Origin of the sequence: Psychrobacter sp. NPDC077938, from assembly GCF_044542635.1 — a bacterium.
Classification (GTDB): domain Bacteria; phylum Pseudomonadota; class Gammaproteobacteria; order Pseudomonadales; family Moraxellaceae; genus Psychrobacter.
In genome coordinates, this window is record NZ_JBITUW010000001.1 from 642,244 (window position 1) to 661,393 (window position 19,150).

Below are 19,150 nucleotides of genomic sequence, written 5' to 3' on the forward strand. Positions count from 1 at the left end.
TTAGAACATCACCCATACAAATGACGCGACAACTAAAATCGCTGCAATCACAAAACTGACCATAGAGGCAGTGCGGCCAGATTTTAGCTCTTCGTTCATACCCATATCAGCAAATAAATGTTTGATACCCATTACAAAATGATATGCAATGGCGGCAACAAATATCCATGCTAAAAAGCGCACAAGTACGTTGTCAAATACGGTCGCAAAACTCTCAGGCGATGCCAATGAGTTCTGTAGTATCCATAACATGACAGGAATCAATAAAAATAAAATAATGCCAGAGATACGATGCAAGATAGAGGCGATCGCGATCGGTGAGCGATTAACGCTAATCACTTGGCTTAAAGGCAGATCAATAGGTCGGTTGCTTTTCACAGCGGGCATCCTTTTGCGGTTATACTCCTGTATCTGCTATCAACGCCTGACATAAATAGTGCCAATTGAGCATTGAGCAACACACGAGACGAATAAAGTAAGGAAGAGCTAGCTGACTTCGTTTAGTTTGCGCTAAATATGAAGAAAGGATCATGTATATAAAGGTATTGATAGACTGTTCAATGTCGCTTGTCGAATCGACAGGCCTATCAAACAACCTATCTATTATACAACAAAGAGAATAAACATGAGTAACATCGACTAACCAGTCTATTTTAGAGGTCGTATGAATAGTAAGACAACGTTACTATGTCTTCTATATCAGAGCAGACCTTATATTAGGCACTTGAAATCTTGTGCCAAACAAATAAAAAGATTGGTTAAGAAGAAAATTCAAACCATAGAATGCGGTTTGGTCTATCGTAACACCAGACAATCGTAAATAAGCATGAATAGAAGACGCTCTGAACGACACTATAACATGGTCATTTATTAATTCGCGCAAAGCTAGTGCCAGTTAATTCCTACAATTATAAAATGCCTGAGCAATAATTACAAATTTATCCATTCAGTAAGAATATATACATATTTAATCAATAAATGAATGGATAAGAATAATGCTAGTTTTAACAGTGATTATTATGACAAACTTTAATCCGCTTACTAGGCATAGTCTGCCAGTTTTTGGTGTCATTATTTATGAGTTTTGTCTCTAAAATATATTTACAAACCCAAAATACTAGTCCGATAATGCTGCTATAAACTTGCTCAAAAACAGAGGAAATTTAAGCAAAATAACCTGACAGACATATTTTGATACAAAAATTACAGCGAATAACTACCGCCACACCGCGCCAATTGGACACATGGTCCATAAAAGTTTTTTCAAATCATCAAGAATTGCTGCTAATATACCCTGCGTACTAAATGAGTTGAATGCACTTTTACCGTTCAACCGACAATGACGCGAGGGTATGCGTCTGTAGTAATTTATTCTAACAAGTCAAACCAATGGAGAGCAATTTATGGCTGATACTAATGCCAAACTAACCGTGAATGGTGAAGAATACGAACTTCCTATTATTAAAGGTACTTTAGGGCGCCCAGTTATCGATATTGCTGCTTTACAAGAATCAGGATTTTGGTCTTATGACCCTGGTTTTAAAGTAACTGCTCCTGTTGAATCAAAGATTACTTATATTGATGGTGGCAAAGGCGAGTTATTACACCGCGGCTACCCTATCGACGAGCTAGCGAACAATGCTGAATACCTAGAAGTTGCTTATGCACTTCTACATGGTGATCTACCTACTGCTGAACAAAAAGCAGAATTTTTTGAAAAAATCCGCGAGCATACTCCTGTTCATGATCAATTGCGTAAGTTCTTTGAAGGCTTCCGCCGTGACGCGCATCCAATGGCTATTATGGTTGGTGTTGTTGGTGCCTTATCAGCGTTCTATCATGAAGACCTAGACGTGAGCAATGAAGAACATCGCGAAATCACAGCTATTCGCTTGATTGCTAAGATGCCTACGCTTGCTGCGATGAGTTATAAATACTCACAAGGCGAACCGTTCATGTATCCGCGTAATGACTTCAACTACGCAGAAAACTTCTTATACATGATGTTTGCAACGCCTGCTGACGTAGACTACGAGAAAAACGACGTTATCACTCGCGCGATGGACAAAATCTTTACCTTGCACGCTGACCATGAGCAAAACGCTTCTACCTCAACGGTACGTTTAGCTGGTTCTACTGGTGCAAACCCTTATGCATGTATCGCTGCTGGTATCGCAGCCCTTTGGGGACCATCACATGGCGGCGCGAACGAAGCTGTTCTTGAGATGTTAGACGAAATCGGTACTGTTGAAAACGTGCCTGAATTTATGGAAAAAGTGAAGAGCCGTGAAGTGAAGCTAATGGGCTTTGGTCACCGTGTTTACAAAAACTTCGATCCACGCGCTCAAGTAATGAAAGAGACTTGTGATGAAGTACTAGAAGCACTAGGTATCAACGATCCTAAGCTTGAATTGGCAATGGCATTAGAGAAAATTGCGTTAGAAGACCCGTTCTTCATCGAGCGCAACCTATATCCAAACGTTGATTTCTACTCTGGTATCATCTTGAAAGCCATTGGTATCCCAACGTCAATGTTTACCGTAATCTTTGCATTGGCTCGTACTTCAGGTTGGATCAGCCATTGGTTAGAAATGCACAGCGCTCCGTTCAAAATCGGTCGTCCACGTCAGTTATACACTGGTGAAACGCGCCGTGATTTTGTAAAAGTTGAAGATCGCAAGTAAGCAAAAATAATATTTATCCAATAAAAAATCCCGCCATCGTGCGGGATTTTTTATTGTTTTAACTCTCTTTATTCGATAATGACTACTTTATAAAAATTGACTAACTAAATAAGTTTATAAAAGTATAGTCAGTTACTGAAACTCTTTTAACGTTTGCTCATATTTGGCAATCTGCTCATCGTATCCTTCGATGGTTTCATTAAACTTAGTCATTAAAGCTTCAAACTCTTGTTGCTGCTTCTGTTTCATTTGCTGCATATCAACCACTTGCTGAGCTTCTATTTGTTCCCATACCTGATGCTGAATAATTAAACGAGCAAGTGCCGGACTTTTTGCACTTACTCTACCAGCAATCTCTGCATGCTCAAATAACTGCGGAACCAAGGTCGCCACATTGATTAATGTATCAGAATCCTCTGCGCTCAGCGGTGTTGTCACCGGTTGATATAAAGCGTCCATCGTTTGCTGATAGCGCTCTATGATTTGGTCCTCGGTCAACATAACAGGTTTACGCGGCTCAAGACTGATACGTTTTAAAACCGTTAAGTCACGCTCACCAACTTCAGTGCTAGTATTGACGTCAACCTCTGCATCTACATCTTTCGTGTCAACTTCTGAACTACCCGATGGCACCACTTCTTCAGGACTGGTAGCGGTAGTATTTGCGTTAGGAGCGGTATTATCGGTCGCTACTTCGTTATTACTATCTGTATTTTCACTATTATTAGTATTCAGTAATAAAAGCTCCTCACTGTCTGACGCATCTGCCGCTTGCAATGACTCATACTCTGCTTGCAATCGTCTCTGTAAACTCTGTGCTTGTGCGACATATATCGGCTGGAATTGTTTTATGCGCGCCGCAGCTGAGTCACTTTTTGGCATAGGCTGACTGTCTTCTACGCTTGTTTTTTCACTGGTTTGACTGTCATCAGCTACAGGTGATGTGTCAGACTGCTGACAGCCTGTCAAAAACAAAACTCCTGACAGTGTGGCTACAAGCAAGGTCGGTGGATATCGAGTATCAACATTAGGCTTTACTGACAAAAATTTAAACATGAGAGTACATATCCTTTGGTAAAGCAAAATTATTAAAGGGTAAATTACAATTGCGGTTCATCATTCTTTGATTTTTAGCAATACAACTGACTGTTAAATCGTCCAATATAGTTATCCAGTATTTATCCAACTGACCTGTATCTCAATTACTATATAACTCAATCGTTCTATAATTCGGTTATGACTTATCATAGCCAAGCTTAATCTTATTCTTGAAAACTAGATGACTGATGGATCATCAGTACCTGTTGCCTTAACAATAGGCTGCTCTGTCAAAAACGGAATACAAGCTTCCCACTCTTGGCAGTTCTGACCACGCTGACGACGTACAAAATAGTCTTGTACCATGCGTGCCTGCTGCTCGATACCATACTTAAAAAATGATTTGCCTGTTTCTAACACGTAGTCGTATTTTCGGTTGATGATCGCTCCGCGTACCACTTTTAAGCCTTGCTGTAACTGCCATACGTGCGTTAGCTCGTGTATGAGCCAGCTTTGTTTACTCAGTGGAGCTTCGCTAAAATCCGTAATCCAATCGACTGAATTAAAGTAAATATTGCCATTGGGGCTAACGGCATAATGTTTTAGTACCCACCACGCTGTCTTTAACTGCACTTCATCAAGTTTGATACTATTACCAAATACTGAATGCGCCAATGCTATTTCGCCAGCTGTCAGATAACGTGACTGCTGCTTGCCCGTATCACTACGCAAGTAACGATTGAATAAGCGTTTAAGAGTCGGTTCAGACATCGTTAATGCAATACCTTATATTTGATAAGCCATTTTTAGTGTTTAATAGTTAATAGTTAACAGTCGCAATTGGCCAACCTTTGCCATCGATACGGTAAAACTGTTAATAGTAGAGCCGTTAATATAGATGAATGATGAAAACTAAAGTGCTCGGGACACAAGCTATACGCTTAGTTAGCTTTCATTAACATATTTTTGCGCTAACCTAGCGCGTATGACTTATAACAAGTACCCTCCTTATAAACTAGCCTACTTCTACTGCTGATGTCTAATACTCATTGCTATTATAAAATTGCTGCGAAAATCATGCCAAACGTATATGAGTGTCGAAACTCAATAAAAATGATAAAGGTAGCCTAGCATGCTGTTATTTGGATTTAACTATAGAGACCTTGCCATTACTACCATTGCAGCAAGTAGATAGCTTTTTCATTTTCCGATAGAGAGTCTTATGCCACCTAACTTCCATGCTGATACCCCACTTGCTCAGCGTATGCGCCCTACTTCTCTTACTGATATTATTGGTCAAGAGCATCTGTTGGCAGCTGGAGCACCGTTACGACGTTTGGTAGAGCAAGGCCACCTGCCATCTATTATCCTGCACGGTGAAGCAGGTATTGGCAAAACAACCATTGCGATGTTGTTAGCTGATGCCGTTAATCGACCTTTTCATGCGCTCTCCGCGTTAAATACTGGGGTCAAACAGTTACGCGAAGTCTTAGATAGTAAAGATTCATTGGCATTTGAATCACCTGTAGTCTTTATTGATGAGATTCATCGCTTTAACAAAGCACAGCAAGATGCACTTTTGGGTGCGGTAGAGTCTGGTGATATTACTTTGATTGGTGCTACCACTGAAAACCCATCATTTAGTGTCAATAACGCTCTACTATCACGTTGCCAAGTATATCGTTTAGAGCCGTTAACACCTGAGCAGATAAGTGCCGTGCTACAACGAGCGCTTTCAGAAGACAATATACTCAAAAAGTTAACCGTCGACTTACAAGCAAAAGATACCATTAGTCAGCTGGCTCATGGTGATGCTAGAAAAGCGCTAAATTTATTAGAGTTAGCCATTCAGACTGCTGATACCAAGCAGTCGCCAGTGATTATCGATGATGAATTGGTTAGCCGAGTGGCACAGACTGCTTTGGTAAGATATGACAAAGATGGTGAGCAGCATTACGATATTATCTCAGCAATGATAAAATCAGTCCGTGGCTCCGATCCGGATGCGGCATTGTATTGGATGGCACGTATGCTGGTAGGCGGCGAACCTGCTGATTTTATTGCACGGCGATTGGTGATTTTGGCCAGTGAAGATATCGGTAATGCCAATCCTAATGCCTTACTCCTAGCTGATGCGGCATTACGTAGTGTGCAATCTATTGGTATGCCAGAAGCGCGTATTATTTTAGGTCAAGTCGTGGTGTACCTAGCGACCAGTGCCAAAAGCAATAGTACTTACAAAGCGATCAATGCTGCGATGGCGTTGGCTGAAAAAGATGCCTCACCTGTACCGCTACATTTGCGCAATGGCGTGACCAAACTGATGCGTAGTCAAGGCTACGGTCAAGGTTATGCTTACCCGCACGATTATCCTAACCATTACTATCCTCAAAGCTACTTACCAGATAATTTGGTTGGTACCAGTTTTTACGAGTTTGCAGATAATCAGCGTGAGCAGCATAGCAAGCAATTTATGAATTGGTTAAAAAGCCAAGCAGCGAGCAATGACTAACTTCGATACAGATTAATAAAAATATAACGCACAGATTTATGAGTCAGTTTTAATGTTCATTGATAATATTTATGACTATTTTTGACATACTGAACGATATAGTGGGAAGATGGCGCAGCACGTGACGCTGAAAAGCGTTAAAATAACCTCATAATGATATATACAAGCAATTAAGCGAGTCACTTTTATATCAAATTATATTGCTTATAGCGCGATTTACTTAACCGTAGTAGCGCTTTGCTTGACCGTAACAGCGCTTTGCTTGACCGTAACAGCGCTTTGTATTATCTACTGCTACAATAAGCAGATAGAGCCCTATATTCCAAATGACACCTATTTATAAATAATAAAATATTGAGATTTACTATGAGTTTAAATGCAATCCCTGAGATTATCGAAGATATTCGTGCTGGAAAAATGGTCATCTTGATGGATGATGAAGACCGCGAAAACGAAGGTGACATCATCATGGCAGCGACGCATGTGCGCCCTGAAGATATTAACTTTATGATTACTCACGCGCGTGGTCTAGTTTGTTTGACCTTATCACAAGCGCGTTGCCAGCAATTGGCATTGCCACTAATGTCAGATCGTAACGAGGCTAAATTTAGCACCAATTTTACTGTCTCGATTGAAGCGGCTGAAGGCGTCACTACGGGTATTTCTGCTGGTGATCGTGCACGGACTATTCAAGCGGCGGTATCTTCATCAGCAAAGCCTGAAGACATCGTTCAGCCTGGACATATTTTTCCAATTATGGCACAAAACGGCGGTGTTCTGCACCGTGCAGGCCATACAGAAGCGGGTTGTGATTTAGCACGTTTAGCAGGTCTAGAGCCTGCAGCGGTGATTGTAGAGATTATTAATGCAGATGGTACGATGGCGCGCCGTGACGACCTTGAAATATTTGCAAAAGAGCATGACATTAAGATAGGCACGATTGCTGACCTTATCAACTACCGTATCGCTAATGAGCAGACGGTAGAAGAGATTGAGTCACATCCGTTTGAAACTGAACATGGTACTTTTACGCTACATCGCTTCCGTGAGTTTGGCGCTGAAGAAACACATTTAGCCTTGGTAAAAGGTGATGTTAGCGAAGGCGTCAGCACTGTACGTGTACACGGTTTCCACCCATTACGCGATTTGTTTGCAGCTAAAAACGATATGACTGGCCGTAGTGGCTGGAGCGTACAGTCAGCACTAGAAGAAATCAGTGCTTCAGATCGCGGTGTGCTCGTATGGATTGGTAGCAATCAGCCAGTTGATTTGGGAGATGCGTTGGATAAAGCCGCGGACAACGAGTCGCAATCAACCATCACGCAGCAACCTTATCGTAGTATCGGCGTTGGTGCACAGATATTACGTCATTTAGGTGTTCGTGATATGCGCTTATTGTCATCACCAATGAAGTTTTTTGCATTGTCAGGTTTTGATCTAAACGTGGTTGATTTTATTCATGCGCCGCAGCAAGACTAACGACTGTTTAAGAAAATAGTTGCAGAATGAGTGATAAAAAAGGCACGCTAACATAATGTTAGCGTGCCTTTTTTTGTTTTTAGCTTTTAATTCAGGATAGTTTTTTTCAAGAAATGAATCATCGACTCATATAGAAACCAATCTAAAGCTCAGGTGTATGACCAAACTTGGCTTCCAGTGCTAGCAGCTGTTGACGCTCTGCTGCCGTCCATGGCAATTTACCTTTTCCCTCACTATCCAGACGCACTACGACTGCCTCTGCCGTAGCAACAATTGTTCCTTGTGCGGTACTATAGTAACTATATTCCATCGCCATACTTGTATTGCCCAAACGCTTACAACGAACTCCTAACAATAACATATCAGGATAAGTGACTGGACGTAAATACTGGCAGCTAGACTGAGCTAGAACGGTGACCATACTGCCGTCAAACATACCGAGCGTATGCAGATAACTTATGCGTGCTGACTCAGCGTAACGATAGTAAACCACATTGTTCAGATGATTGAAGGCATCCATCTCGCCCCACTGTATCGGCTGATGATGAATAACAGGATAATGAGCTAATAATTCAGGTCGGTGTTCGTTTGCTGTATCAGATATAGATGTTGAGCTTTCATTAAAATGGGTCATTGCTTACCTTACATTTTATATTTTCTGTATTAACTATTACGACTAGCTTTCGTTAGCGTTGAGGCTTATCCAAGACTTCTGTCGTTAATAATGGCGTTGGTTTGGGTGCATGAGCAATCAACTGATTTAGCCATACAATTACTTCTGGTATGTCACTCGGTGCTTTCATTGTCTCAAGATTACTTTGACCAGCGATTGGTTTTTTATCGGCTTGTACAATGCCAATCGCGCCAGCTTGTGCTGACTTTTTATTGTCGCTAGTTGAGGTCTTAGGCACCAACGTTTTTAACTGTTTACGTGCTTGCGTCAAATAGCTGACAAGTTGATCCTGCTTACGCATATTGCTGGCTTGGCTTGCTAGATTCAGCGTCATGATGACTTCATGGATAGTAAGCTGACGACGCGTTAAATTTGTACCACTAGTCGCTGAGGTATCAGTAGCATTGGTTACTTTAGGCTGCTGTTTATTTTCAGTAGCCGCATCCACCAGATCTCGACGCTGTAAATCCGTACCTTCATAGCTGCCAAGACGCTCATGACTGTGCAAAAATTCCTGAATATTTTGAATCGCCAGATTTTGTATTTGCCATGGGCTTGGCTGCGAGCTTTGCGCTTGCAGACGCTCAATATCTTTGAGCAAACTTTGCTTGATAACGATGGTTAACGCAGGCGCAATCTCATTACTGCTTTGCGATAACTGCCAATGTAGACCTCGCAATAACTCAATCGCGGCACTGTCATTACTATCCGCCAACAGTCTATCAGCAGCTTTGATTTGGATACGCAACAGGTCCAACTGATTCTGAGCTTGGCTACTCGCTTTAACTCTAGGTTCTGGCAGCGTCTGCTGACTCATAGCAAATAGACGATCGTCCATTTCGTTTAATCGACTGATTACTTGCTCATTACTTTGCAAACGATCGTTGACACTATGCTGAAAGCGCTGCTGACTAATATATAGCCACAATAATGCAGCGATCAGTAATAAGATAACCAGCCATTGCATCCGTAGCAGCAAAATATTTGCTTGCCGGCGCTGCTGAACAGTAGAAGGATCCTTAGATAAGGACTCAGAATTCATTGACATAAGGCAGTACCATTATTGGTATAGATAAACATGTTTAAAGCAAATGGAAAGTTTAAAGTATTATATTTTAGAGTGAATGGCTGAGAGAATCGTATCTGGCGACAAATCTTCTACTCGCCAGTAGCTCAACTGCTGTGCTGCAACCATATTGGCCAAACGCTTGCCCAGTACAACGTAAAAAAAATCATTTAACGTAAGCGAAAGCCGCTGTGCTATATCAGCCACTGCATCAGAACTTTGCTCTTTTTTTAACGTCTTTGATTGGCCATTATTGACGATACTTGACCAATGCTCAAAAGCTGCCGCACTGCTGATTACGACAATTGGCTTTGGCTGCTTCAGTAGGGCAATATCTGACGCAGTACTATGAGTAAGAAATGCTTGTTGCCACTGCTGATACTGAGTCAATGCATCGATAGGCATCGTACGCTCGTACCAAGCAATACTATCGATATGTACACCGCGCGCCTGCAATGTATCAACCAATAATCGTCGACCACCAAGCCCGCGCCATATCAGTAATTTATCGCCTGCTTGTAAGCTATCGATTTCAGGCATTGCTAGCATGCCCTCATTATTGGCAGTCTCAGGCTGAAGTATTTGATAGTCTGTTGTATCTATACGCACCTGACTAAACTCTGCCGCTGTTGCTTCACCAACTGCAATTAGAGGACTAGATAGTAACAAACCTTCTGATAATCTCTGCACATACTTGTCATTACTGTCTGTCGTTTTGTATTTACGCTTTTCATGTTCAAGTGATTGCCAAGCGACTAGCCCTGAAGCTGCCGCAGTTGGACTTACGATAACAAGCGCTTTGTACTCCCCCGCCATCCACTGATGCATTAATGCAATATCTAGATCAGTTGTTTGACGTGGTCGTAGCGTCAACATTGGCATCTCAACCACTAACAATCCTGCCGCTTGCAAATGCTGAGTCAATGGTGCTGCTCGCTCTACTGGGCGAGTATTGATGACAACTTGCGGCATTACTTTTGACTTCTCATTAGCATAATTCTTATGAGAAGTTATGTATGTAGATTGAATTGGCATTGATGACATAGGTCTACCATGACAAAAAACGAATGAAAAAGGCTTAAGTCTACAAAAATGGCTGATGCTTAGATCAGCCTATCTTACGGTTAATCAAACCTATAGCGACTGTACTTTTACTACTCAGGCTGATAGATCGCTGACAAAATAGCTCCTGCGCCATCAGCAAGTAGCATTTCTGCGACATCGATACCCAATTGGTTGGCTTGGGCTTCTTGCTCGGCTTGCGTCCCAACCAACGTAGCTCGTTTGTCTGCCTTCAACAATTCGCTACCATCGGCTTGACCCACTCGACCGCGTAGCCACAGCACATTCCCACTATCGTTATTGCCGTTATCACCATTGTTGTCATTATTAACACTGGTTTCTTCAGCTGTCTGCAGAACTGCATAAGCGGCGATCGGTACTTGGCAACCGCCTTCTAGGTGACGGTTCAGAGCACGCTCAGCGATAAGTCGAATACGGGCTTTATCATCATTGAGTGGTGCAAGTAATTTGAGTACTTCTTCATCGCCTTTACGGCATTCGATTGCTAAGGCACCTTGCCCAACTGCAGGCAAGCAAGCTGCGATATCAAGCTCACCGCGTATTCTCTCGTCCAGCTCAATACGTTGCAAGCCGCTCGTTGCCAGAATAATGGCATCATACTCACCAGCATCTAGCTTGCCCAAACGAGTGCCAACATTGCCACGCAACGTTTTGATTTGCAGGTCAGGACGATAGGCTTTGATCTGGCATTGACGACGTAAACTTGACGTCCCAACGACCGCACCCTGTGGTAACTCGTCGATACTATTATAAGTGTTTGAGACAAAGGCATCTGTTGGTGAGGCGCGTTTGCAATAGACACCTAATGTTAGGCCTTCAGGAAGCTGCATCGGAACATCTTTTAGCGAGTGCACTGCAATATCGGCTTGTTTTTCATACAGCGCTTGTTCAAGCTCTTTTACAAACAATCCTTTGCCACCGATTTTGGCCAAAGGTGTGTCCAAAATCTTGTCACCCTTAGTAACAATTTTTAGTAAATTAATCGTCAGATTAGGATACAACGCCAATAAACGATCACGAATATGCTCGGCCTGCCATAAGGCTAAAGGACTTTGACGTGTAGCGATATTTAGAGTAGTCAAAACAGGTTGCTGCGGATTGCTCATAAAGGGCCTCAATAAGTTCGATACTAATACTATAGTGGCTATAGTCCCTATGTCAGTACCATTCATATTTATACTGAATAGTATCGATATTACTCGATAGGGTAAGTTTGCCAAAGCATAGGCGACTCAAATTATTAATAGTAGATGCTGACGCAAAAAAATACCCCTATTTAAGCATAAATAAGGGTTTGATGATATGGAATGATTGGTCGCTATCAGGACAGCCTATTACATACTTTGAATTTTATCACGTAAGGCAGGTAAGTGACGACGACTGACCGCTAGCGTCTCATCAATACCTTTAAAACGTATCTGATACTGGCCTGCGTCTAGAGTTTCTAGAAAGTCCAAATAACTAAGGTTGATAATGGCATTGCGATGTACTCGGAACAGACGATCATCAAACTCTTGCTCTAATTCTTTTAGCGTTTCATCAATCAATACCATGCCATCTTTGTGACGCACTTTGACGTATTTTTGATCTGCTGCAAAATAGTAGATATCTTTTAGCTTAATCAGTTCAACACCGCGATGTGTACGAGCAGCGATATGTTCACGTATTGGACGTGCTGTCGGATCTTCAAGCTTGCGAATTTCGTTTAGTTGAGCGGCATTTAGGTTCTTTGCTTTGTTTAAAGCTTCTAGTAGCTCATCTTTGTTTGCAGGTTTCAACAAGTAGCCAATTGCATTGGCTTTTAATGCTGCGATCGCATAATGGTCGTATGCCGTCACAAATATAATCGCTGGTGGATGCTCAAGTTTGGCAAGTTCTTGAGCACAGCGTACTCCGTCCATTTCAGGCATTCGGATATCTAATAATATAATATCTGGCTGCTGGGTTTTTACAGCGACGATAGCTTCTGCACCTGTTGTGGCCTGAGCAACTACCTCATGGCCTGACTCCTGTACAATTCTCACCAAGCGCTCACGCGCTAGGGGCTCATCATCACAAACTACGATACGCATGCAAACTCCCATCCAAGGACATACTTAATATTTTTTTCAATAGTATTACGGCTATATTAGCACTCATTATCAATCACTTAGAATATAAAATCTAAATTATTTAATAAAGTTCTGACGAAAACTACCAGTTTTTATAGCGGACAATATACTCCTGCTATAGGTAGATTTTATATGGTGTAATTGTGTTTCACGGTAGTTATGATATTACTGATTCGTAATCATTATTTATCAAATACAAATTGTGATACCTATGCATGGTTATGCAATAAGTATGCCACATAGGCTTTTAAGAGTTGAAAAAATGGAGAAAGCTAATAAAGAACAGTAAGTTATAAACCGACGTCTTGTAGAGGATAGTCGATGATGGTGATAATCTGCGTACTGGCTACTGAGCTCTGGATATCAGCACTTTGTCCAAAATGGGCGCGCAAACGATCAGCTTGAATATAGAAATTCATATGTTGGCGCAAGTCATGGTTGATAATTAGTGTCTTTTTGGGAAGCGCAACATCAATCATGATTTTGACTTGGTGTTGTTCCCACGTGACTTCGATATTAATGCAGATAGTTTCTGTGGTCATCTCTACCACATTGAGGAGTATTTTCTCTAGCACGCTCTGTAGCGTCAGCGCAGTGATAACCATGTCATACATGATATCTTCTTCAGGTAGCTTCCAATTGACTTCGAGCTTGTCTGCTAAACGACTAGATTCGATTGCCAAATAATGCTCACAAAGATCGACCTCTTCTTCAAAGCTAATCTCGCGTGTACCACTAAAACTAGCACGGAATAGTGCAGAGACGTGCTGTAATAAGTCAGCGGCTTTAGGCGGGTTCGATTCAATCAGAGATACAAGTGTATTGATAGTATTAAAGAAAAAGTGCGGGGCCGTACGGGCTTTTATTAGATCATTTTGCGCAGTCAATTTATATTCAAAGGACAACTTAAGCGCATTAAGCTCACGGTAGCTACGCAAAAAATATAACAGAAACACAGTTGTAAAACCGCCAGATAACACTGTATTAAGCACAATATTTACTACAAACGTGCGACTATCATATGCTAGCCAACCGAAATTAATCATAGACAACGTTACTAACGCCATCGAAACTGCAGCAGCAAACATCAGTAACAGCACTATTCGCATACTTACGCTAAGAATACTGGCATTTTTAAATGCAGGGCGTAGGTAGTCAACTAAATACAGTGAGGGAATAACTGTTAGAGCGTTTTGAATGAAACTACGTAGAAACTGAATCATGAAATCTGACCAAGTGGCTAAGCTATGGCGCTCCATTACCGTTAGGAACAAGGACCAAAAAAAGATATATGTCAGCCACTGCCAAGGCCTCATGATTTCCATGAGTTTAGGAATAAAAAACTCTAAGCGTGTAGCTAGTAAGGCAACCTCATCATTTGCTATACTCGAGTTCTTATTCTTTTGACTTGTCTTGTAACGATATGAACGCCAATTCTTCAAAACCTAGTAATCCTGAATCAAGTAAAAGTTCATCTGACTCTGATTTTAGCACAGATGCTCCTATAACAAGTACCACAACGCAGACTACGCCTGCTAGTAGCCAAGGCCAACAAATGTGGGGCGGGCGCTTCAGTGAAGCGACAGATAGCTTCGTTGCCGCCTTTACTGCCTCTGTAGGCTTTGACCAACGCTTTGCTCGTCACGATATTCAAGGCTCGATTGCTCATGCAACGATGCTAAAAGAATGTGATATTTTAACTGCTGATGAAGTTGCCACCATTATCGATGGCCTGCAGCAAGTATTGCGTGAGATTGAGGCGGGTGAGTTTAACTGGTCGATCGCCCTTGAAGACGTGCATATGAACGTCGAGTCACGTTTGACTGACATTATAGGCGCCGTTGGTAAAAAGCTACACACTGGTCGTAGCCGTAACGATCAGGTAGCCACAGACATTCGCCTATGGTTGCGCGAAGAGACTGATAATATTATTGAGTTATTAGTACGTTTGCAAAGTGGTCTACTTGATTTGGCTGAGCAACATACTGATACTATCATGCCAGGCTTTACTCATTTGCAAACAGCACAGCCTGTTAGCTTTGGGCATCACGTGATGGCTTGGTTTGAGATGTTGTATCGCGATACTGAGCGTCTTGTCGATGCACGTCGCCGTATCAATCAGATGCCACTTGGTAGCGCAGCGCTTGCTGGTACGACTTTCCCAATCGATCGTACCATCACTGCCGAACTACTAGGTTTTGAAGGTATCTGTCAAAACTCACTCGATGCTGTTTCAGACCGTGATTTTGCGATTGAGTTTACTTCAGCGGCTTCTATCTTGATGATGCATATGTCGCGTATGAGCGAAGAGATTATTCTTTGGATGTCAGCGCAATTTAATTTCGTGCAGATACCAGATCGCTTCTGTACGGGCTCATCGATCATGCCGCAAAAGAAAAATCCTGACGTACCTGAGTTGGTACGCGGTAAAGCGGCACGTGTCTTTGGTCAGTTGATGACTTTGCTTAGCCTAATGAAGAGCCAGCCGCTCGCCTACAACAAAGACAACCAAGAAGACAAAGAGCCTTTATTTGATTGCGTTGATACTTTGACAGGTTCGCTGCTTGCCTTTGCTGATATGCTACCGAATATCACACCAAACAAAGAAAGCATGCGTGCTGCTACGATGAAAGGCTATGCAACTGCAACTGACTTGGCAGATTACTTAGTACGTCAAGGCGTGGCATTCCGTGATGCCCATGAAGTGGTTGGTAATGCTGTTGCTTTAGGCATCAAAGAAGGTGTTGATCTAAGTGATTTATCATTGGCACAGCTACAGCAATTTAGCGATGCTATCGGTGAGGATGTCTTTGATTATCTAACGCTAGAAGGCTCATTAGCAGCTCGTGACCATTTGGGTGGCACTGCGCCAAACCAAGTCAAGCAAGCGGTGGTTAATGGCCGTGCCCGCTTAAAAGCCTTTGCTTAATCATTAATTTGCAAATAACAGCCAACTTGCTAATTTAAACTTAACACCCGCTACTTATGCGGGTGTTTTTATTTGTCTTATGACCTCTACTGGTTTGGCCAATGTCATTTTCAAAATATCACTAGCTTTGAAAATCTTAATAAAAAGGTCAAACATAGTTAGTACTTGTCATACAACAACTACTAAAGGCTTTATAACAAATAGATAGAGGTCTAACGATATACATTAGTACCCTTTGCTAAATCTACCAAGACCGTTATCATAGACTCATATGATATTTGACTTAATCACTTAATATAATGAATAAGGAATGCCTTATGACTGAGACTTTTAACCCTCAAGCAAATACTGTGTTTTGCCGTAAATATAAGCAAGATTTGCCAAAGATGCCGCATCCACCCTTCCCTAATAAAAAAGGTCAAGAGCTGCAAGAGACCGTATCGGAAAAGGCGTGGAAAGAATGGCTTGAGCATCAAACGATGCTTATTAATGAGAATCATCTAAGCATGATGGATCCTGCTGCTAAAAAGTTTTTAACAGAGCAGCGTGATAAGTTCTTAGACAACGAAGACTATGAGCGCGCACAAGGTTGGACACCAGAAAGTTAGAATTTACTTACCTTCTACTAGGTACATTTAGTAGTTATAAAAAAACGCGCTTACTATAGCGCGTTTTTTATTATAAGATGAAAATCAATGTCTTTCTTATCAGCCTTCATCACTATCTGACGTTTCAAGCTCATTGGCTGGCAATGTACTAACTTGACGAGCAGCCAATCGGTCATTGGCTTCTTGCACCGCTTTTTCGACCATCGCATAGTCTGAATGTCGCACGTCCTGCCCACTGATATAGTTAATGACTAGCTCTGCGACATTTTGTGCATGGTCACCGATACGCTCAAGCGATCGTAATATCCACATGATATTGATGACTTTTGATACGTGGCGCGAGTCTTCCATAATATAGGTCATCAAGGCACGAATGGCTGACTGATATTCGGTATTGACCGCGCTATCATTACGCATCACTTCAAACGCTTGCTCCGCATTCGATTGACTAAAAGCTTCTAGCGAGTTGTTTAGCATCAGACGAACTTGATTGCTCAGATGCTGAACTTCAGCGTAACCGTATGCTGATTTACCTTCTGCCGCAATTTTACTGGCCATTCGCGCAATTTTTACCGCTTCATCGCCGATACGTTCCAAATCAACCACACCTTTACTGATCGACATGACTAAGCGCAAATCACTGGCAGCTGGCTGGCGCTTGGCGACCAATAATAAAATGTGCTCGTCGAGCTCGACTTCCATTCGATTGATATCGAAGTCCATATCGATGACTTCTTGTGCCAGTGTTTCATCTTTATCGATCAGAGCATGAATAGCTTTGGCCACTTGGTTAGCCGCGCTATCACCCATGAATAAAAATAAACGGATGGCTTCATCAAGATCTTGGTCGAAACTTTTGGAGATATGCTTATCACTTTGCATGAGAGGTATTCCCTAGAATCTATATTTTAATAGCGCAGTGTGCTTGTAAAGTTAGAAAGTCGGCTTATGACATGCTAATCAGCTTTGTCTGTTTGTACCGATTTCAATCTCAATCAACGTTAGCCATAACGACCTGTAATATAGTCTTCTGTCGCGGTTTGGGTAGGTTTGGTGAATATCTGATCGGTCTCACCCATCTCAATCATATCGCCTAGATACATATAGACCGTATAGTCAGATACGCGTGCCGCTTGCTGCATATTGTGAGTGACGATAGCGATGGTATAGTCGTTTTTCAGATCTTCGATCAAATCTTCGATAGCACCCGTCGAGATAGGATCCAGTGCTGATGTCGGCTCATCAAGCAACAGTACTTCAGGCTTGGTCGCTACACTACGGGCGATACACAGACGCTGCTGCTGACCACCTGATAACGACAGTCCTGATGCTTTTAGCTTGTCTTTCACTTCTGGCCATAGCGCTGATTTTTTCAAAGCCCACTCTACACGATGATCCAGCTCGTCTTTGCTTAATTTTTCATACAGTCGTACGCCAAAGGCGACATTGTCATAGATTGACATCGGAAATGGCGTTGGCTTCTGAAAAACCATACCAACTTGTGCACGCAGTAAGTTCACATCGATGTCTTTACCCAAGATGTTTTTGCCGTCTAAATTGATGTTGCCCTCTGCACGCATACCTGGATATAGATCGTACATACGATTAAAGGTACGTAGTAGCGTAGACTTACCACAACCTGAAGGACCAATAAAAGCGGTCACTTTTTTATCGGCGATATCGATATTGATGTTTTTTAATGCCTGAAAATCATCGTAATAGAAGTTTAGATCTCGAACTTCCATTTTGGCAGCAGGCATATTCTTAGGAATATCTTGAATCGTTTGCTTATTAAAATCAGCAGTGTTTGGTTGCTGAGCTTGGGCGCTAGTAGACATGGGTCTATTTAATAGGCTGCCTGTTGCCGTATTAAAGTTGTCAGCAGTCGTGTTCGTACGGACGTTGCTTAGGACATCATTCATAATATTTCAACCTAGCTCAATTAATTTCATATAAGTTTAAGTAAATGCTTAGCGTGTAGCGTGCTACGGTCTGGTCTGCTCTCAGCCCTTATTTGGGCTGACCTCTACCACCGATAAATCTTGCCAAAATATTCAACACTAGGACAGACGCGGTGATAAGTAGTGCTGCAGCCCAAGCCAATGTATGCCAGTTATCATAAGGACTCATCGCAAACTGGTAAATGGTATTGGGTAAGTTAGCAATAGGCTGACCCATATCTGTACTGAAGTATTGATTGTTAAGTGCGGTAAATAGTAACGGTGCTGTCTCACCAGTGATTCGAGCAAAAGCCAATAGCACACCTGTGGTCAGTCCCGCTCGTGCAGCTTTTACCGTAACCTGAGTGACCAGTTTCCATTTAGGAGTACCGAGTGCATAGGCCGCTTCACGTAGACTATTAGGTACCAGATTCAGCATGTTTTCTGTCGTACGCACGACCACTGGAATAACAATCAATGCCAATGCCAACGCGCCTGCCCAACCAGAGAAACTTTGACCTTTTACCATCAGTGCGTAGATAAATAGACCGATGACAATCGATGGCGCTGACAATAGAATATCATTTAAGAAGCGTGTGACCTTGCCAAGCATACTGCCTTTAGAAAACTCAGATAAATAAATACCGGTCATAAGACCAATAGGTGCACCGATAAACAAGCCTGAAAACGCTAGCATGACCGAACCAACAATAGCATTACGTAAGCCGCCCGCACTCATCGGTGGCGGCGTATCAGCGGTAAAGATTGGCAACTGCACCATGCCTTGGAAGCCTTCAACAAACAAAGTCACCAAAATCCATGACAACCAAAATAAGCCAAAAACCATCGCTGACATCGCAAAGCCTAAACCTAGTTTATTGGTCAAACGACGCTTGTTATACAGGCTTTGATTGTAGCGGGTAGCGCCGTTTGGCTTAGTAGGTAGTGGTGCATTGATCGCATTGTTAGCAGGCATAATATTTATTTCCCATATCTTTTATCAATATCTATCAAGGTTCAATAAATC

At 42.1% G+C, this 19,150-nt stretch carries 17 protein-coding genes; 5 read left to right on the plus strand and 12 right to left on the minus strand.

From position 1 onward, the window contains the following. Positions 1–387 (minus strand): succinate dehydrogenase, cytochrome b556 subunit, encoded by a 387-nt coding sequence (gene sdhC, locus ACIGBM_RS02725; RefSeq protein WP_082624524.1) that lies wholly within the window; start codon positions 385–387, stop codon positions 1–3. Positions 388–1,403: 1,016 nt separating this feature from the next. Here sdhC and gltA point away from each other — a divergent pair. Further along, positions 1,404–2,684 carry a citrate synthase gene (gltA, locus tag ACIGBM_RS02730; RefSeq protein ID WP_057757851.1) on the plus strand — a complete coding sequence of 427 codons (1,281 nt, stop codon included), beginning with the start codon at positions 1,404–1,406 and terminating at the stop codon, positions 2,682–2,684. 132 nt (positions 2,685–2,816) lie between these two features. Here the strand turns inward: gltA and ACIGBM_RS02735 are convergent, their stop codons facing one another. Together ACIGBM_RS02735 and ACIGBM_RS02740 are read right to left on the minus strand one after the other, a co-directional pair. After that, positions 2,817–3,740 (minus strand): hypothetical protein, encoded by a 924-nt coding sequence (locus ACIGBM_RS02735; RefSeq protein WP_397476667.1) that lies wholly within the window; start codon positions 3,738–3,740, stop codon positions 2,817–2,819. Between the two features lie 219 nt (positions 3,741–3,959). Continuing rightward, on the minus strand, positions 3,960–4,493 hold the full coding sequence (locus ACIGBM_RS02740; protein ID WP_397476668.1) for a type IV secretion protein Rhs: 534 nt from the start codon (positions 4,491–4,493) through the stop codon (positions 3,960–3,962). 451 nt (positions 4,494–4,944) lie between these two features. Between ACIGBM_RS02740 and ACIGBM_RS02745 the strand changes: the two genes are divergently transcribed. After that, positions 4,945–6,234 (plus strand): replication-associated recombination protein A, encoded by a 1,290-nt coding sequence (locus tag ACIGBM_RS02745; protein ID WP_397476669.1) that lies wholly within the window; start codon positions 4,945–4,947, stop codon positions 6,232–6,234. A gap of 366 nt (positions 6,235–6,600) precedes the next feature. Continuing rightward, a complete protein-coding gene (gene ribBA / locus ACIGBM_RS02750; protein ID WP_397476670.1) occupies positions 6,601–7,713 on the plus strand; it encodes a bifunctional 3,4-dihydroxy-2-butanone-4-phosphate synthase/GTP cyclohydrolase II in 1,113 nt (370 codons plus the stop codon). A gap of 142 nt (positions 7,714–7,855) precedes the next feature. Here ribBA and ACIGBM_RS02755 read toward each other — a convergent pair whose 3' ends face one another. The 6 genes from ACIGBM_RS02755 to ACIGBM_RS02780 all read right to left on the minus strand — a co-directional run bounded on the left by ACIGBM_RS02755 (position 7,856) and on the right by ACIGBM_RS02780 (position 13,869). Next, positions 7,856–8,347 carry an acyl-CoA thioesterase gene (locus ACIGBM_RS02755; RefSeq protein ID WP_397476671.1) on the minus strand — a complete coding sequence of 164 codons (492 nt, stop codon included), beginning with the start codon at positions 8,345–8,347 and terminating at the stop codon, positions 7,856–7,858. 52 nt (positions 8,348–8,399) lie between these two features. Further along, on the minus strand, positions 8,400–9,434 hold the full coding sequence (locus ACIGBM_RS02760) for a hypothetical protein (protein WP_397476672.1): 1,035 nt from the start codon (positions 9,432–9,434) through the stop codon (positions 8,400–8,402). Positions 9,435–9,494: 60 nt separating this feature from the next. Further along, on the minus strand, positions 9,495–10,487 hold the full coding sequence (locus tag ACIGBM_RS02765) for a uroporphyrinogen-III synthase (RefSeq protein ID WP_397476782.1): 993 nt from the start codon (positions 10,485–10,487) through the stop codon (positions 9,495–9,497). A gap of 119 nt (positions 10,488–10,606) precedes the next feature. Beyond that, positions 10,607–11,641, minus strand: a complete 1,035-nt coding sequence (gene hemC, locus ACIGBM_RS02770) for a hydroxymethylbilane synthase (RefSeq protein WP_397476673.1) — start codon at positions 11,639–11,641, stop codon at positions 10,607–10,609. Positions 11,642–11,869: 228 nt separating this feature from the next. Next, positions 11,870–12,607 carry a LytTR family DNA-binding domain-containing protein gene (locus tag ACIGBM_RS02775; RefSeq protein ID WP_102078269.1) on the minus strand — a complete coding sequence of 246 codons (738 nt, stop codon included), beginning with the start codon at positions 12,605–12,607 and terminating at the stop codon, positions 11,870–11,872. Between the two features lie 329 nt (positions 12,608–12,936). Beyond that, positions 12,937–13,869 carry a histidine kinase gene (locus tag ACIGBM_RS02780; protein ID WP_397476674.1) on the minus strand — a complete coding sequence of 311 codons (933 nt, stop codon included), beginning with the start codon at positions 13,867–13,869 and terminating at the stop codon, positions 12,937–12,939. Positions 13,870–14,201: 332 nt separating this feature from the next. On the opposite strand from ACIGBM_RS02780, the gene argH reads away from it, so the two are divergent. Together argH and ACIGBM_RS02790 are read left to right on the plus strand one after the other, a co-directional pair. Beyond that, a complete protein-coding gene (gene argH / locus ACIGBM_RS02785; protein WP_290178316.1) occupies positions 14,202–15,575 on the plus strand; it encodes an argininosuccinate lyase in 1,374 nt (457 codons plus the stop codon). Between the two features lie 317 nt (positions 15,576–15,892). After that, positions 15,893–16,183 carry an oxidative damage protection protein gene (locus ACIGBM_RS02790; RefSeq protein ID WP_057757820.1) on the plus strand — a complete coding sequence of 97 codons (291 nt, stop codon included), beginning with the start codon at positions 15,893–15,895 and terminating at the stop codon, positions 16,181–16,183. A gap of 99 nt (positions 16,184–16,282) precedes the next feature. On the opposite strand, the gene phoU is transcribed toward ACIGBM_RS02790, so the two are convergent. The 3 genes from phoU to pstA form a co-directional block, all read right to left on the minus strand. Further along, positions 16,283–17,065, minus strand: coding sequence for a phosphate signaling complex protein PhoU (phoU, locus tag ACIGBM_RS02795; RefSeq protein WP_397476675.1), 783 nt, complete (start codon positions 17,063–17,065; stop codon positions 16,283–16,285). A 119-nt stretch (positions 17,066–17,184) separates the two neighbouring features. Beyond that, on the minus strand, positions 17,185–18,021 hold the full coding sequence (pstB, locus tag ACIGBM_RS02800; protein ID WP_101204716.1) for a phosphate ABC transporter ATP-binding protein PstB: 837 nt from the start codon (positions 18,019–18,021) through the stop codon (positions 17,185–17,187). A 172-nt stretch (positions 18,022–18,193) separates the two neighbouring features. Continuing rightward, positions 18,194–19,099, minus strand: coding sequence for a phosphate ABC transporter permease PstA (pstA, locus tag ACIGBM_RS02805; protein ID WP_102078265.1), 906 nt, complete (start codon positions 19,097–19,099; stop codon positions 18,194–18,196). Positions 19,100–19,150: the final 51 nt, after the last annotated feature.

Bases quoted from the DNA above. Each gene is read 5' to 3' on its own strand.
- sdhC (WP_082624524.1), bottom strand. From the start codon at position 387: ATGCCCGCTGTGAAAAGCAACCGACCTATTGATCTGCCTTTAAGCCAA.
- gltA (WP_057757851.1), top strand. From the start codon at position 1,404: ATGGCTGATACTAATGCCAAACTAACCGTGAATGGTGAAGAATACGAA.
- ACIGBM_RS02735 (WP_397476667.1), bottom strand. From the start codon at position 3,740: ATGTTTAAATTTTTGTCAGTAAAGCCTAATGTTGATACTCGATATCCA.
- ACIGBM_RS02740 (WP_397476668.1), bottom strand. From the start codon at position 4,493: ATGTCTGAACCGACTCTTAAACGCTTATTCAATCGTTACTTGCGTAGT.
- ACIGBM_RS02745 (WP_397476669.1), top strand. From the start codon at position 4,945: ATGCCACCTAACTTCCATGCTGATACCCCACTTGCTCAGCGTATGCGC.
- ribBA (WP_397476670.1), top strand. From the start codon at position 6,601: ATGAGTTTAAATGCAATCCCTGAGATTATCGAAGATATTCGTGCTGGA.
- ACIGBM_RS02755 (WP_397476671.1), bottom strand. From the start codon at position 8,347: ATGACCCATTTTAATGAAAGCTCAACATCTATATCTGATACAGCAAAC.
- ACIGBM_RS02760 (WP_397476672.1), bottom strand. From the start codon at position 9,434: ATGTCAATGAATTCTGAGTCCTTATCTAAGGATCCTTCTACTGTTCAG.
- ACIGBM_RS02765 (WP_397476782.1), bottom strand. From the start codon at position 10,487: ATGCCAATTCAATCTACATACATAACTTCTCATAAGAATTATGCTAAT.
- hemC (WP_397476673.1), bottom strand. From the start codon at position 11,641: ATGAGCAATCCGCAGCAACCTGTTTTGACTACTCTAAATATCGCTACA.
- ACIGBM_RS02775 (WP_102078269.1), bottom strand. From the start codon at position 12,607: ATGCGTATCGTAGTTTGTGATGATGAGCCCCTAGCGCGTGAGCGCTTG.
- ACIGBM_RS02780 (WP_397476674.1), bottom strand. From the start codon at position 13,869: ATGATTCAGTTTCTACGTAGTTTCATTCAAAACGCTCTAACAGTTATT.
- argH (WP_290178316.1), top strand. From the start codon at position 14,202: ATGTGGGGCGGGCGCTTCAGTGAAGCGACAGATAGCTTCGTTGCCGCC.
- ACIGBM_RS02790 (WP_057757820.1), top strand. From the start codon at position 15,893: ATGACTGAGACTTTTAACCCTCAAGCAAATACTGTGTTTTGCCGTAAA.
- phoU (WP_397476675.1), bottom strand. From the start codon at position 17,065: ATGCAAAGTGATAAGCATATCTCCAAAAGTTTCGACCAAGATCTTGAT.
- pstB (WP_101204716.1), bottom strand. From the start codon at position 18,021: ATGTCTACTAGCGCCCAAGCTCAGCAACCAAACACTGCTGATTTTAAT.
- pstA (WP_102078265.1), bottom strand. From the start codon at position 19,099: ATGCCTGCTAACAATGCGATCAATGCACCACTACCTACTAAGCCAAAC.